15 protein-coding genes are annotated in these 14,798 nt (G+C 65.6%); 11 read left to right on the forward strand and 4 right to left on the reverse strand.

Features of this window, described 5'->3' with window-relative positions:
* Positions 1–90: 90 nt before the first annotated feature.
* Positions 91–1,338 (reverse strand): nucleoside recognition domain-containing protein, encoded by a 1,248-nt coding sequence (locus ACI3EV_RS09520; protein WP_329771288.1) that lies wholly within the window; start codon positions 1,336–1,338, stop codon positions 91–93.
* Between the two features lie 58 nt (positions 1,339–1,396).
* A complete protein-coding gene (locus ACI3EV_RS09525) occupies positions 1,397–4,084 on the reverse strand; it encodes a GNAT family N-acetyltransferase (protein WP_329771289.1) in 2,688 nt (895 codons plus the stop codon).
* 202 nt (positions 4,085–4,286) lie between these two features.
* Between ACI3EV_RS09525 and gstA the strand changes: the two genes are divergently transcribed.
* Together gstA and ACI3EV_RS09535 are read left to right on the forward strand one after the other, a co-directional pair.
* Positions 4,287–4,898, forward strand: a complete 612-nt coding sequence (gstA, locus tag ACI3EV_RS09530) for a glutathione transferase GstA (RefSeq protein ID WP_337690320.1) — start codon at positions 4,287–4,289, stop codon at positions 4,896–4,898.
* Positions 4,899–4,911: 13 nt separating this feature from the next.
* On the forward strand, positions 4,912–5,247 hold the full coding sequence (locus ACI3EV_RS09535) for a thioredoxin family protein (RefSeq protein WP_337690318.1): 336 nt from the start codon (positions 4,912–4,914) through the stop codon (positions 5,245–5,247).
* A gap of 12 nt (positions 5,248–5,259) precedes the next feature.
* Here the strand turns inward: ACI3EV_RS09535 and fghA are convergent, their stop codons facing one another.
* Positions 5,260–6,093 carry an S-formylglutathione hydrolase gene (gene fghA / locus ACI3EV_RS09540; RefSeq protein ID WP_329771292.1) on the reverse strand — a complete coding sequence of 278 codons (834 nt, stop codon included), beginning with the start codon at positions 6,091–6,093 and terminating at the stop codon, positions 5,260–5,262.
* A gap of 196 nt (positions 6,094–6,289) precedes the next feature.
* On the opposite strand from fghA, the gene ACI3EV_RS09545 reads away from it, so the two are divergent.
* From ACI3EV_RS09545 to ACI3EV_RS09570, 6 genes are all read left to right on the forward strand, one after another.
* Positions 6,290–6,847, forward strand: coding sequence for a sigma-70 family RNA polymerase sigma factor (locus ACI3EV_RS09545; RefSeq protein ID WP_337690315.1), 558 nt, complete (start codon positions 6,290–6,292; stop codon positions 6,845–6,847).
* 17 nt (positions 6,848–6,864) lie between these two features.
* Complete coding sequence (locus ACI3EV_RS09550) at positions 6,865–7,350, forward strand: zf-HC2 domain-containing protein (protein WP_329771294.1); 486 nt, start codon at positions 6,865–6,867, stop codon at positions 7,348–7,350.
* Positions 7,347–7,805, forward strand: a complete 459-nt coding sequence (locus tag ACI3EV_RS09555; RefSeq protein WP_337690312.1) for a periplasmic heavy metal sensor — start codon at positions 7,347–7,349, stop codon at positions 7,803–7,805. The genes ACI3EV_RS09550 and ACI3EV_RS09555 overlap by 4 nt, the downstream gene beginning before the upstream one ends.
* 258 nt (positions 7,806–8,063) lie before the next feature.
* On the forward strand, positions 8,064–8,522 hold the full coding sequence (locus tag ACI3EV_RS09560; RefSeq protein WP_405198069.1) for a DUF6448 family protein: 459 nt from the start codon (positions 8,064–8,066) through the stop codon (positions 8,520–8,522).
* An 11-nt stretch (positions 8,523–8,533) separates the two neighbouring features.
* Positions 8,534–9,007, forward strand: a complete 474-nt coding sequence (lepB, locus tag ACI3EV_RS09565) for a signal peptidase I (RefSeq protein ID WP_337690308.1) — start codon at positions 8,534–8,536, stop codon at positions 9,005–9,007.
* Between the two features lie 178 nt (positions 9,008–9,185).
* A complete protein-coding gene (locus ACI3EV_RS09570; protein ID WP_337690307.1) occupies positions 9,186–9,671 on the forward strand; it encodes a hypothetical protein in 486 nt (161 codons plus the stop codon).
* A 97-nt stretch (positions 9,672–9,768) separates the two neighbouring features.
* On the opposite strand, the gene ACI3EV_RS09575 is transcribed toward ACI3EV_RS09570, so the two are convergent.
* A complete protein-coding gene (locus tag ACI3EV_RS09575) occupies positions 9,769–10,878 on the reverse strand; it encodes an S-(hydroxymethyl)glutathione dehydrogenase/class III alcohol dehydrogenase (RefSeq protein ID WP_329771299.1) in 1,110 nt (369 codons plus the stop codon).
* A 192-nt stretch (positions 10,879–11,070) separates the two neighbouring features.
* Here ACI3EV_RS09575 and aqpZ point away from each other — a divergent pair, with 192 nt between their 5' ends.
* From aqpZ to ACI3EV_RS09590, 3 genes are all read left to right on the forward strand, one after another.
* The gene (gene aqpZ / locus ACI3EV_RS09580) at positions 11,071–11,754 is read left to right on the forward strand and encodes an aquaporin Z (protein ID WP_329771300.1); all 684 of its coding nucleotides are present in this window, start codon (positions 11,071–11,073) and stop codon (positions 11,752–11,754) included.
* A gap of 385 nt (positions 11,755–12,139) precedes the next feature.
* Entirely contained in the window at positions 12,140–13,264 is a 1,125-nt protein-coding gene (gene asd, locus ACI3EV_RS09585) for an aspartate-semialdehyde dehydrogenase (protein WP_337690304.1), read from the forward strand.
* Positions 13,265–13,482: 218 nt separating this feature from the next.
* Positions 13,483–14,796: a FimV/HubP family polar landmark protein gene (locus tag ACI3EV_RS09590; RefSeq protein WP_337690302.1), complete on the forward strand. Its 1,314-nt coding sequence runs from the start codon at positions 13,483–13,485 to the stop codon at positions 14,794–14,796.
* Positions 14,797–14,798 lie beyond the last annotated feature (2 nt).

The raw sequence follows: 14,798 nt of genomic DNA on the forward strand, positions 1-14,798 counted from the left end.
GGCCCGACCAGCGCAAGACAAACCTGTCAGGCACCCCATGTGCCAGACACCCAACTGATGATTTTAACCTATCACGTAGACCAATTTCTGCTAGCGGAAAAACGCGTAGCCGACCAGCACTGCCGCCACGATGCCAACCAGGTCGGCAAACAGCGCGCAGCCGAGTGCGTAGCGCGTGTCCTTGATCCCAACGCTGCCAAAGTAGACCGCCAGCACGTAAAAGGTGGTTTCGGTCGATCCCTGGATGATGGCGGCGACCTGCGCCGGGAAGGACGCCACACCATGCGCCTGCATCACGTCCACCATCAGCCCGCGTGCGCCGGAGCCGGACAGGATCTTCATCAGCCCCACCGGCAGCGCCGGCAGGAAATCGGTCGGCAGGCCGAAGGCGGTGATGAGGCTGGCAATGCCTTGCAGGATCCAGTCCATGCCGCCAGCCGCGCGGAACACCGCAATGCCGCACAGCATCGCCACCAGGTAGGGAATGATCTGCACCGCCACGCCAAAGCCTTCCTTGGCGCCATCGACAAAGGTTTCGTAGACCGGGATGCGGCGCACCGCGCCGGCCAGCAGGAACAGCACCACCAATGACAGGATCACGCCACTGCCGATGGCGCCGACCAGCTGCGAGGCCTGCTCCGCCGGCAGCCCGGTCAGCCACCAGCTCAGAGCGCCGATCAGCGCGCCAAACAGCAGCACCGGCAGCCAGATCGCCGGCTTCCACACCGGCAGGCGCTGGATCAGTGCCACCAGCAGCAGTGCCGCCAGCAGCGAAATCGAGGTCACCACCAGCGTCGGCAGGAAGATGTCAGCAGCGTTGAAACCACTCAGGCCCTGCTGCATGGCGATGGTCTGGCGGATCGCGATCACCGAGGTCGGGATCAGCGTCAGGCCGGCGGTGTTCAGCACCAGGAACAGGATTTGCGCGTTGGTGGCGCGCTCCGGCTGTGGGTTGAGCGACTGCAGCTCCTGCATCGCCTTCAGGCCCAGCGGCGTGGCGGCATTGTCCAGCCCCAGCATGTTCGCCGAGATGTTCATCGTCATCGCGCCCTGCGCCGGGTGGCCGGAGGGCACGCCGGGAAACAGGTGGCGGAACAGCGGGTTCACGCCGTGCGCCAGCAGATTGATCAGGCCGGCGCGCTCGCCCACGCGCAGCAGGCCCAGCCAGAGCGCCATCATGCCGGTCAGGCCGAGTGCAATCTCGAAGCCAGACTTGGCGGCATCGAACAAGGCGGTGAGCAGACGCGAGAACGCCTCCAGATCCCCCTGCAGCAGCTGCCACAGCGCGATCAGGAATGCCGAAACAAAAAAACCCAGCCAGACGAGATTGAGGACCATGCGTACCCAGTGCGCGCAGCGCCGGCTCCGTGGGGAACCGGCCTGCGTTGCCAGCGCCTTACAGCTGGTAGGTCACCAGACGGAAATCCGGATCATCCGGATAGGGCTTGATGCTGAAGCCGAGCGAGCGCATCAGCTTCAGCATATTGCTGTTGCTGGTCAGCACCAGGCCGATGATCTCGCGCAGGCCCTTGTCGCGTGCCACGTCCATGATGGAGCGCATCATGCGCGAGCCCATGCCCTTGCCGGACATGTCGTCGGCGATCAGCAGCGAGAATTCGCAGGTGCTGCTGTCGGGGTTGGTGACATAGCGCACCACGCCGACCAGGCGTTCCTGCTCGGTGACCTTGCCGTCCGGGCTGATCTCGCGCTCGTCCAGTATCGCCACCAGCGCCATTTCGCGGTCGTAGTCGATCAGCGAGAACTTGGCCAGCATGCCGGGCGAGAGCTCGGTCAGTGCGGAGACGAAGCGGTTGTAGCGGCTTTCCGGGCTCAGGCCGCGTACCAGCTCCTGCAGCATCTGGCCATCATCCGGGTGAATCGCGCGGATCGTGTAATGGCCACCGCCACGCAGCGGCCATTCCTGCTTGAAGTGCGCCGGGTACGGCAGGATCGACAGGTGCTGGTAGGGGCGCGCCGTGGCCGTGGTGTTGCCGACCACGATGCGCGCATCCACCGCCACCGCGCCGTTGGCGTCCACGATGATCGGGTTGATGTCCATTTCACGCAGCTGCGGCAGTTCGCACACCATCTCGGAAACGCGCAGCAGCACCTGCTCCAGCAGCTCGCGGTCCACCGCGCTGGCACCGCGCCAGTTGCCCAGCGTGGCCGAGACGCGCGAGCGGTCGATCATGTGGCGCGCCAGGAACTGGTTGAGCGGCGGCAGCTCCATGGAGCGGTCGCGATACAGTTCGATCATGGTGCCGCCGGCACCGAAGGCGATCACCGGGCCAAAGGCCTCATCGGTCACCACGCCGATATACAGCTCGCGGCCGCGCACATGGCTGGCCATGCGCTGCACCGTGATGCCGTTGATGCGCGCCGACGGCTGCTTGCGGCGCACGTTTTCCATCATGTCCTCGTAGACATCGCGCACGCCGATGGCGTTCATCACGTTCAGCGCCACGCCGTTGACGTCGGACTTGTGCACGATGTCGGGCGAATCGATCTTGAGCGCCACCGGGAAGCCCAGCTGCGAGGCCAGCATCATCGCTTCGGTGGTGCTGCGCGCCAGGATCGTCTGCGTGACCGGAATGTGGAAGGCCGACAGCAGCGCCTTGGATTCCATCTCGGTCAGGATCTGGCGGCGTTCGGCCAGCACGCCTTCCAGCAGCAGGCGCGCGCCTTCCACGTCGGGCTTGGCCATATTGCTCAGCGGCGGCGGCGTCTGCTGCAGCAGGCGCTGGTTATGGTAGAACTGCGAAATATTGCCGAAGGCGCCCACTGCGGCTTCGGGGCTGCGGAAGGTGGGGATATCGGCTTCGCGCAGCGCATCGCGCGCTTCGCGCACCGCCGTATCGCCCATCAGGCAGCTGATCAGCGGCTTGCCGATCTTCTTGCGCTCCTGCGCCACGGCCACTGCCACCGCCTTCATGTCGACATCGCGCTTGGGCGTGTGAATAGTCAGGATGCCGTCGATATCGGCCTCCTTGGCGACCACCTGCAGGGCCGCCACATAGTGTTCGGGCTGGGCTTCCTCGGACAGGTCGATCAGGTCCACCACCGAGGCCTGCGGCAGCAGGCGCGGCATCAGTGCGTTGATGGCTTCCTGCGACAGGTGGCCAAGCTCCAGGCCAATGTCGTTGGCACGGTCTGCCGCCAGCACACCGGGGCCGCCACCGTTGGTGATGATGGCCAGGTGGTTGCCGACCGGGCGGTAGCGCGAGGCCAGGCACTGCGCGGCCGAAAACAGCTCGGTGAAGGAGCGGATGCGCACCGCGCCGCCACGGCGCAGCGCGGCGTCAAACACCTCGTCACTGCCGACAATCGCGGCAGAGTGGGTACGCGCCGCGACGTTGCCGGCGCGCTTGCGGCCAGCCTTGAGCACCACCACCGGCTTGGCGATGGCAGCGGCACGCAGTGCGCTCATGAAGCTACGCGAATCGGAAATGCCTTCCAGATAGACCACGATGCTGTGCGTCTGCGGGTCCGCAGCCAGAAAATCCAGCGTCTGCGCCATGTCCACGCAGGTGTGCGGGCCAAGCGAGATGATGGTGGAGAAACCGATGTGGTTCGGGCGCGCCCAGTCCAGCAGCGCCGCCGTCAGGGCGCCGGATTGCGACACCAGTGCCAGCGGGCCCTTCTCGGCCATCGGGCCGACCACGCCGGCATTCAGGCCCAGGTTCGGGCGCTGGAAGCCACGGCTGTTGGGGCCGAGCAGGAACATGTTGCTGCGGCGTGCCACCTGGCGCATCTCGTTGGCCATGTCGGGCGAAATGCCGGCGGACAGCACCAGCGCCGACTTGCAGCGCATGCGGCCGGCCGCTTCCAGCGCTTCCATGATCTCGGCTGGCGGCAGCGCAATGATGGCCAGGTCGGAGCCGGCATGGATCAGGTCGGACAGGCTGCCTTCGGAGTGGTCCACATCCAGAAAGAACACCTTGCCCTTGTACTCCTGGGCCTTGAACGCATCGATCAGGTTGATGGCGTCACGGTAGGCCGGGTTGTCGGCGCGTTCCTCCTTGGTGCCGGCGAACACGATGATGCTGCTGGGTGCGAACAAGGGGGTCAGGAAGTGCTGGTCCATGGTCTTGCTATCCGGTTGAAATCTGCTACAGAATCAGGGCGCTGGCTCGGGAACTTCCGCCAGCCTGGCGGCATGCGCACAATGGCCCTGACAACCACGCTGGATGCAGGGCCTTGTGTCAGCTCCCATGATACTGGTGCATGGGCGATTGCCACAGCCGGCATGCCCCTTTATTCCACACCCTGATGAGAACGAGGTTTCCATGAAGCTGTATTACGCCGCAGGTGTCTGCTCCCTGTCCCCGCATATCGCCCTGCTCGAGGCCGGCCTGCCGCACGAGGCCATCGCCGTGACCCTGCCCGACCACAAGCTGGCCGATGGCACCGACTACTACACGATCAACCCGCTGGGCTATGTGCCGATGCTGCAGCTGGACGACGGCACCATGCTGCGCGAAGGCCCGGCCATCGTGCAGTACATCGCCGACCAGGTTCCCGAGAAGAACCTGGCGCCGGCCAACGGCACGCTGGCGCGCTACCAGCTGCAGTCCTGGTTGAACTTCATCGCCACCGAGGTGCACAAGAGCTACACTCCGATGTTCCGCCCGCGCAGTTCCGACGCCACCAAGGACGCCTCGCGCAAGCGCCTGACCCAGCTCTACACCTATATCGACCAGGAGCTGGCGCAGCGTGACTACCTGATGGGCGATACCTTTACCGTGGCCGACGGCTATCTGTTCGTCACCACCAACTGGGCTGATCTCGTCCAGCTGGACCTGTCCGGCTTGGCCCACCTGCAGGCCTTCCGCGCCCGCGTGGCCGCGCGTCCGGCCGTGCAGCAGGCGATGCGCGCCGAAGGCCTGATCAAGGACTGAGGCAGATCCCCGCATGACGGCCGATGGCCTGCACCTGCACGATCTGGCCGCGGTGGAACAGCACCTGGCCGGAGACGGCCTGCGCCTGCTGCAGGTCGGTTCGCGCAGCTGCGGCGTCTGCCATGCGCTGCGCCCGCGCGTGCTGGCGCTGGCAGCGGAGTTCGGGCAGGTGCACCCGGCCATCGTCGAGCTGGACGAAGTGCCGGAACTGGCCTCGCGCCTGCATGTGCTGACGGTGCCGGTCGTGCTGCTGTATCTGCAGGGGCGCGAGCTGTATCGCGCCGCGCGTTTTGTGCGCCTGGACGAACTGCGCCAGCAGCTGGCGCAAGGCCAGCGCTGGCTGGAGTAGACGGCGAGCGACTCAGCCGCGCAGCGCCGCTGCGTGGTGCGCCAGGTGCTCGCCGATAAAGCTGGCGATGAAGTAGTAGCTGTGGTCGTATTCCGGCTGCAGGCGCAGCGTGAGCGGGTGGCCGTGCTGCTCGCAGGCCGCCTGCAACAGCTCCGGCTTGAGCTGGTCCTGCAGGAACTCATCGCCCATGCCCTGATCCACCAGCAGCGGCAGGCGCTCCTGCGCCGTGGCAATCAGCGCCACGGCATCGTGCTGCTGCCAGGCGCTTTCGTCATCGCCCAGGTAGGCGCGCAAGGCCTTCTGGCCCCAGGGCACTTGGGTCGGCGCCACGATCGGGCTGAAGGCACTGACGCTGCGGTAGCGACCCGGATGGCGCAAGGCCAGCGTAAGCGCGCCATGGCCACCCATGCTGTGGCCGCTGATGCTGCGCGCATCGGTGGCCGGAAAATGCTGCTCCACCAGCGCCGGCAGTTCCTGCACCACGTAATCTTCCATGCGGAAATGCGCCGCCCAGGGCTGCTGCGTGGCATTCAGGTAGAAGCCGGCACCCTGCCCCAGGTCATAGGCGGCGTCATTGGCCACGCCTTCGCCGCGCGGACTGGTATCGGGTGCCACCACGATCAGGCCGTGCTGTGCGGCAAATTGCTGCGCGCCGGCCTTGGTGATGAAGTTCTGCTCGGTACAGGTCAGGCCGGACAGCCAGTACAGCACCGGGCAGCGCTGGCCGGCCAGTGCCTGCGGCGGCAGGTAGATACCGAAGGTCATCTCGGTGCCGGTACTGCTGCTGGCGTGTTTCCAGACTTCCTGACGACCGCCAAAGCTGGCGCGCTGTTCAATGCGTTGCATGGGCTTGCTCCTCCACAAGAAATGACGCCAGACACTGGCCGATATCGGTCCAAGCATACACTGCGCGGATGACGCCCTGCTGTCGCTGCGGCCTTGTCGCCATCAGCCCATGCGGGCAGTGGCACCGCAAGGGCCACTTTTTTGCCGCTGCCGGGAACTTTTCTGCGCGCCATTCGTTGAACGCTATAACAGAGCCATGCGAATCACGACCAGCCTACTCACCGACGACGACTGCATTGCCCGCGCCCAGTGCGGCGATGCCGCCGCGTTCGCCGAGCTGGTACGGCGCTTCCAGGAGCGCGTCTACCGCTTCCTGCTGCGCCTGACGCGCACGCGTGAGGATGCGCAGGACCTGACGCAGGAGACCTTCATGCACGCTTACGAAGCACTGCCACGCTGGCGTCCCGACGCCCAGTTCAGCACCTGGCTGCTGCGCATTGCGCGCAATCAAGCCTACGACATGCTGCGGCGCAGCCAGCGCGTCGATTTTGTCGCGCTGGAGCCGGAGCATGCGGCGCAACTGGTCGATACCGGCCCAACGCCAGATGTGGCCCTGCAGGGCACCCAGCAGCTGCAACTGCTCGATGCCGCCTTGGGCCGCCTGCCCGCCGACCAGCGCGAAGTGCTGCTGCTGCGCGAGATCGAACAACTGTCCTACGACGAGATTGCCCAGGTACTGGATGTACCGCTGGGCACCATCAAGTCGCGCATTGCCCGTGCGCGGCTTGCCCTGGCCGCCGCCATGCCCCCATGAGAAAGAGAGAGACCGCCATGACCTGCCCTCCTGTCGATGACCTGTCTGCCTATCTGGACCAGGAACTCGCCCCGTGCGAGTGCGAACAGATTGCCGCCCACCTGCAACAGTGCCCGCTGTGCCAGCGGCAGTTACAGGTGTTTTCCAACCTGCAGCTCGCGGCACGTGCCCTGCCCGAGCCGGCGCTCGGCTTTGACCTGGCCGCCAACCTGCACGATCGCCTGCAGGCGCATCCGCAGACGCGGCCGCCTGCCAGCAGCCAGCCTGGCCGCAGCCGTGACGGACGCTTCAGCAGTTGGCTGGGCTGGATCGGCGGCGTGCCGGGTGGCGTGGCCGCCAGCGTCGCACTGGCGGCCGGCCTCTGGCTCGGCGGCGGCCTGCTGCCGGCAGCCACCGTCGGCACCACGGCCGGCATCAACAGCGTGCGCGTGTTCGATCCGGTCCCGCCAGGCGGGCTCTGCGCCGCCCCCGAACTCTGCCGCATGACAAGGACGCTGCCATGAACTACCGCAAATCCCTGAACTGGCTGCTGGCCGCTTCGCTGGCGCTCAACCTCGGCATGCTGTCGGCCGTGGCCTGGCAGCAATGGCGGCCACAGGCCGATGCCGCCCCGCAGCAGCTGACCGACATGCTGGCCCTGGACGCGACCCAGCGCCAGCAGTGGGAGGCGCTGGAACAGCCCTTTCTGCAGGACCTGAGCCGCAACTGGGAGCAGATCCGCCAGCACCGCGAAGCCCTGGTGCAGGCGATCCTGGCGCCAACGCCGGACCCGGCCGCCATCGAGCGGGAGCAGGCACGCATCGCCGAACTGCAGACGGCCCAGCAGCAACGCGTGATTGCGCAGCTGGCGGCCGAACGCGAGCTGCTCAATGACACCCAGCGTGCCAAACTGCTGGCCCTGCTACTGAGCCGCTACTCGGCAGAACCGACGCAGGAAGAGCAGTTACACAACAAGTAACAATTTCATGGATCGTGATCATGGAACCTTTTGCGCTCCCGTTCGTTTGTATGGATAAGCCGGCCAGATGACGGCGGCTTTTTCATCAACCCCAAGGAGAACACCATGTCCATGATCACCCTCATCCTCTCGGCCATCGTCCTGTTTGCCCTGATCGCCCTGACCCCGCGCCGTGCCAGCGCCCACTGCGATACCGAAGACGGTCCCGCCGTTGTCGATGGCCACAAGGCGCTGCAGACCGGCAATGCCAACTACGCCCTGAAGTGGATCTTTGCCGATGGCGAAGCCGAACTGCGCACGATCTTCGAACGTGCAATCCGCGTACGTGCCCTGGGCGGCGAAGCCGCTGAACTGGCCGATCGCCACTTCCTGGAAAACCTGGTGCGTATCCACCGCGCTGGTGAAGGTGCCGGTTACGACGGCATCAAGCCCAGCGGTACTGCGCTGGATCCCAAGGTCATCGCTGCCGATGCCGCCATGCTCGATGGCAACCTGCAGCCGCTGCTGGCCCTGATGCCCGAAAAGCAGCATGCCGAACTGCAGAGCCGCTTCGAGCGGGCCCGCGCCAGCATGAACTTCGATATCGACGATCTGGTGGCCGCACGTGCCCACGTGGAAGACTATGTGTCCTTCTTCAAGTACGCCGAAGGCCATGACCACGATCACGGACACGGCGGTGGTTGCGGCAGCCACGGCCACGCGCACCACGCCCACTGATCCACCGAGCCATGAGCAACCTCTGGCTCTGGCCGATAGCCCTGGCGACCGCAGCAACTGCGGCGCTGGGCTTTCGCCGTTATGCGGGTCTGGTGATCCGGGTCGAATCGCATTCGATGCAGCCCACGCTGCGGGCCGGTCAGCTGCTGCTGGCACGCCCGGTGCACCATGCCAGCCAGCTGCGCCACGGCGACATCGTGGTGCTGTACTGCGAAGAGCTACAGCAACGCATCGTCAAGCGCCTGCTCGGCCTGCCGGGCGACCGGCTGCAGCTGGATCACCGCGGCCTGCAGCGCAACGGCCAGCCGGTGCCAGAGACTTACGTGGCACATCCGGGCGGCAGGACCGGCAGCTGGCAAGTGCCGGCCGGACATGGCGTGTTCCTGGGCGACAACCGCGCCGCCTCCAGCGACAGCCGCAGCTGGCGCTCGCCCTATGTGCCGCTGGGCGCTATTATCGGCGTGATACGCGATCGGCAGGCCTGAGGCCACACCACGCTCCCGGCACGACCAGGCACCTGCATCGGGTGCCTTTTTATTTTTTCAAGAAAATCTGGAGGCCTGCGGGAACCTTTGCTTGCGCCCGTCGTTAGTAACAGCAAGCCGGCTGATCCGGCCCAAGCCCAACGCACTATTGCACTGTCTATTCCAGGAGATTCCCATCATGCAACGCCGTTCCCTGCCCCTGATCCTCGCCGTCGCTCTCGCCAGCCCGCTGGCCGTGTTGGCTGCCGAGGGTGGTCATAACCATGGCGATCACGGCGCCACACCCGCGATCCAGCTCAACAACGGCCAGAAATGGGCCAGCGACGCCCCGCTGCGCCAAGGCATGAACGCCATCCACGCTTCGACCCAGAAGATGCTGCAACGCGCCCACAGCAAGCAGGCCAGCGCCGCCGACTACGCCGCCTTCGACAAGCAGGTAAATACGCAGATCAATTACATCATCAAGAACTGCAAGCTCGAGCCCAAGGCCGACGCCCAGCTGCACGGCCTGATCGCGCAGATGATGCAGGGTAGCGAGATGACCAAGGGCAAGCAGGGCAACGCCAAGCGTGCCGATGGCGTGGTCAGCGTGGCCAAGGCACTGAATACCTATGGCGACTACTTCAGCCACCCGGGCTGGAAGAAGATCAACGTGGGCCACTGAGACACCACGGCGCCAGGCACTGGCGCCATCCTGAAACGGGCAACGGGGCCGGCATCATGGCGATGCCGGCCCCGTTGTGGCGTATGCCGCGTCCGGATCAGTAATGGATCACGCTGCGGATCGACTTGCCTTCGTGCATCAGGTCAAACGCCTGGTTGATGTCTTCCAGCGGCATGGTGTGGGTGACGAAAGGCTCCAGCTGGATGGTGCCGTCCATCGCCTGCTCGACCATGCCGGGCAGCTCGGTACGGCCCTTGACGCCGCCAAAGGCAGTGCCCAGCCACTTGCGGCCGGTCACCAGCTGGAACGGGCGGGTGGAGATTTCCTGGCCAGCACCGGCGACGCCGATGATGACGGACTGGCCCCAGCCGCGGTGTGCGCACTCGAGCGCGGCGCGCATCACATTGACGTTGCCGATGCATTCAAAACTGTGGTCCACGCCCCAGCCGGTCATCTCGACGATCACCTGCTGGATCGGCTGCTCGTGGTCCTGGGGGTTGATGCAGTCGGTGGCACCGAACAGGCGTGCCAGCTCGAACTTGCCGGGATTGGTGTCGACCGCGATGATGCGGCCGGCCTTGGCCATCTTGGCACCCTGGATCACCGCCAGGCCGATGCCGCCCAGGCCGAACACGGCCACGGTATCGCCTTCCTGCACCTTGGCCGTGTGCGAGACTGCGCCCAGGCCGGTGGTAACGCCACAGCCCAGCAGGCAGACCTGCTCGTGGTTGGCAGCCGGGTTGATCTTGGCCAGCGAGACTTCAGCCACCACGGTGTATTCGCTGAAGGTGGAGCAGCCCATGTAGTGGTAGATCGGCTCACCGTTATAGCTGAAGCGCGTGGTGCCATCGGGCATCACGCCCTTGCCCTGCGTGGCGCGCACCGAGACGCACAGGTTGGTCTTGCCGCTCTTGCAGAACAGGCACTCGCCGCACTCGGCGGTGTAGAGCGGAATCACGTGGTCGCCCGGCTTGACGCTGGTCACGCCCTCGCCCACTTCCACCACCACGCCGGCGCCTTCGTGGCCAAGCACGGCCGGGAACACGCCCTCCGGATCCTCGCCGCTGAGCGTGAAGGCATCGGTATGGCACACGCCGGTATGGGTGATCTTGACCAGCACCTCGCCTTTTTGCGGCGGCGCGACATCGAGCTCGACAATTTGCAGGGGTTGGCCAGGGGCAAAGGCAACAGCGGCGCGGGATTTCATGCAGACCTCCGGAGTCAGGGTGGAACAGGTTGCGGCCAGTATAAAAGCAACGGCCGAACTGCGACATTTGCACGGTATTGGCAACTTGTTGTACAGGCCGGTTGTCAGGTACACAAAACCGTCAGCCGGTTTTTCTACACTCTGGATTGGCGCCACTACACAGGCGCAACAGTTATCACAAGGAGTATCTTCATGAACAAGTATGGCGCCGAATTTTTTGGCACCTTCTGGCTGGTATTTGGCGGCTGCGGCAGCGCCGTACTGGCCGCGGCTTTCCCCGAACTGGGCATCGGCTTTGCCGGCGTCTCGCTGGCCTTCGGCCTGACCGTGCTGACCATGGCCTATGCCGTGGGCCATATCTCGGGCGGCCACTTCAACCCGGCGGTGTCCTTTGGCCTGTGGGCCGGCGGCCGTTTCCCAGCCAGCCAGTTGCTGCCGTACATCGTGGCGCAGGTGCTGGGTGCCGCTGCCGCCGGTGGCGTGCTCTACCTGATTGCCAGCGGCAAGGCCGATTTCAGCCAGGTCGGAGGCTTCGCCAGCAACGGCTACGGTGACCATTCCCCCGGCCAGTTCAGCCTGATGGCCGCGCTGCTGATCGAGATCGTGCTGACCGGCTTCTTCCTGTTCATCATCATGGGCGCTACCGACAAGCGCGCCCCGGCCGGCTTTGCCCCGATCGCCATCGGCCTGGCGCTGACGCTGATCCACCTGATCAGCATCCCGGTGACCAACACCTCGGTCAACCCTGCGCGCAGCACCGGCGTGGCACTGTTTGCCGAGCCCTGGGCGCTGCAGCAGCTGTGGCTGTTCTGGGTCGCTCCCATCGTGGGCGGCATCCTGGGCGCCATCACCTATCGCGCCGTGGCCGAGAAGTAATTCCCGCCATGTCACCACAACGCCACCTGCGGGTGGCGTTTTTTATGGCGCAGAAACCACGCTTTCACTGATGTCATCAAAAAGCACGCACGTGCACGCGCGCGGGCTGCCTATAATGTTCCCCATGTCTCGCAATGTCGCTCTTTTCCCCGTCCTGGCAGCTCTTGCTGTTGTGGCTGCGGCATTGCCTGCTTCCATCATCAAAACGACAACCATCAAGGGCTGACCAGCCCGGGTTCGTCGTGCGCCAAAACCGGCCCAGACGAGCCGGGGCCGCCAGAAACACTCCCTCCCTTCCTGATTGCCGTTGACAGACGCCGCTTGTCCGTGCGCCTGCAGATGGATCACCCTGTTCCTGGTTTATTGATTCGCATGGAGATACACGATGAAAGTTGGTAACGTAGTTGGTCTGGTCGGCTGGCGCGGCATGGTCGGTTCCGTCCTGATGGACCGCATGCAGGCCGAAAATGACTTTGCCCTGATCGAGCCGGTGTTCTTTTCCACCTCCAACGCCGGTGGTGCCGCCCCGGCCATGGCCAAAAACGAAAAGACCCTGAAGGATGCACACGACATCGCCGAGCTGAAGAAGTGCGACATCATCCTGACCTGCCAGGGCGGCGACTACACCAGCGAGGTATTCCCCAAGCTGCGCGCTGCCGGCTGGAACGGCCACTGGATCGATGCCGCCTCCACGCTGCGCATGGACCAGGATGCCGTGATCGTGCTGGATCCGGTCAACCTGCCGGTGATCCAGGACGCGCTGGCCAAGGGCGGCAACAACTGGGTCGGTGGCAACTGCACCGTGAGCTGCATGCTGATGGGCGTGGGTGCGCTGTACAAGGCCGGTCTGGTCGAGTGGATGAGCACCCAGACCTACCAGGCCGCCAGTGGCGGCGGTGCCCAGCACATGCGCGAACTGCTGACGCAGTACGGCACGCTGAACGCCGAAGTCAAGGCGCTGCTGGACGACCCCAAGTCCGCCATCCTGGAAATCGACCGCATGGTGGTGGCCAAGCAGCGTGCGCTGACGGCTGACGAAACCGCCAACTTCGGCGTGCCGCTGGGCGGCAGCCTGATCCCGTGGATCGACAAGGACCTGGGCAACGGCCAGTCGCGCGAAGAGTGGAAGGCGATGGCCGAAACCAACAAGATCCTGGGCCTCGGCGATGCCGCCATCCCGGTGGACGGCTACTGCGTGCGCGTGGGCGCCATGCGCTGCCACAGCCAGGCGCTGACCTTCAAGCTGAAGAAGGACGTGCCGGTGGCCGACATCGAGGCGCTGATCGCTGCCGACAACGACTGGGTGAAGGTGGTGCCAAACACGCGCGAAGCCTCCATGCAGGACCTGACGCCGGTGGCCGTGACTGGCACCATGACGATCCCGGTCGGCCGTATCCGCAAGCTGGCCATGGGCCCCGAATACGTCGGCGCCTTCACCATTGGTGACCAGCTGCTGTGGGGCGCGGCCGAGCCGCTGCGCCGCATGCTGCGCATCCTGCTGGAAGACTGATGGCTGCCAGCCTGAGCTGAAGTCCAGGGCGCACCTTTTCGGGGGTGCGCCCTTTTTGCTGTGCACAGTCTGTCGGGTGCAACAGGATGCAGCCGGCACGCCAGCAGGACAGCGCGCAGTTAGACTATGGCTATTGCCAGCCGGCCCTTCTTGCGGGGCCCGGCCTCCTGATGGCTGCGCGCCTGCTGCACGCGGCCTGTTATCGAATTGTGTTCCCCATGCTCCAGACCCTGATGCGCTGCACGCGCCCTTCCTCCGCTTCTGCCCTGCTGCTGACGGCCGCACTGGGCCTGTCTGCCGCACCGGCAGTGCTGGCCCAGACGACGGCTGCGGCCTCTGCCCCGGTGGCGGCCAGCAGCGCCAAGGTGATCCAGACCCGCCCCGGCGCCATGGTCAGCCGCATCGCCAGTGCCAATCGTCCGGCCGGCGCCACGCTGGACCAGACCCTGCTGGCGATCCTGCGCGTGAACCCGGATGCCTTCATGGCCGACAACATCAACCTGCTCAAGAAAGGCGCGGCGCTGACCATGCCGACCGCCGAGCAGGCGCTGTCCACGCCGGCGGACGAGGCGCGCGCCCTGATCCGCCAGCAGCATGCGGATTATGAAAAGCATGGCTATGGGCTGGTGCAGCTGGCGGCAGCAGGTTCGGCATCGGCACCTGTGGCCTCTGCAGCGCCTGCTGCACCGGTCGCCAGTGCGCCGATAGCAGCCGACAACGCCAGCTCTGGTGCCACGGCTGCAGTGGCCGTACCTGATACAGCGGCTTCGGCCAGTGTGGACGCCACATCTGCGGCTCCGGCTCCGGCGTTGCCGGCATCGGAAGCCGCGAGCGCTGCTACCGTGATCGCGCCGCCAGCCGTGGTAGAGCCAGCCAGCCAGCCGGCATCGACCAGCGAAGCTGCCCCTGCTCCGGTCACCGAATCCGCTCCCGCCGGCAGCCTGCCCTGGTGGGCCTGGACGCTGATCGGCGTGCTGGCGCTGCTGGTGATCGGCTTCCTGCTGCTGTGGCGTGCCGCGCAACGCCGTGAGGCCGAGCGCCTGGCGGCCGAAGCAGCTGCCGCAGCCGGCCCGCGCGCCTCGGCCGAGGCGCTGTCGCGCGCGATGGATTTGAGCCAGCCGGACCATGTGCCGGCGCTGGAACAGGAGCTGGTGCCGGAGGCAGCGCCGATCGCGGCCACAGCAGCTGTGGCCGATAGCGCCGCCGAACAAGAAGACCTGTCCGGCCTGACGCTGGAGCTGCCGGATAAGGCGGCCTCCCCGGAGGGAGCCGAACCCGCGACATCCGACAGCAAGCCGCTGGTATTCGATTTCAGCAACCTGTCGCTCGATATTGAAGGTCCGGCGGACCTCCAGCCCGGCGAGGCCGCGTTGCTGACCAAGCTGTCGCTGGCGCGCGAGTTCCTGGCGATCAGTGATCTGGATGGCGCCCGCGTGCTGGCGCAGGAAGTGGCCGACAAGACCGAGAGCGACAGCCTGAAGGCTGACGCCGAGGCGCTGCTGGCGCGCATTGCCGCCAGTGACGAGGACTGAGG

This window comes from Allobrachymonas wangyanguii (genome assembly GCF_045055315.1).
Taxonomy (GTDB): Bacteria; Pseudomonadota; Gammaproteobacteria; order Burkholderiales; family Burkholderiaceae_C; genus Brachymonas; species Brachymonas wangyanguii.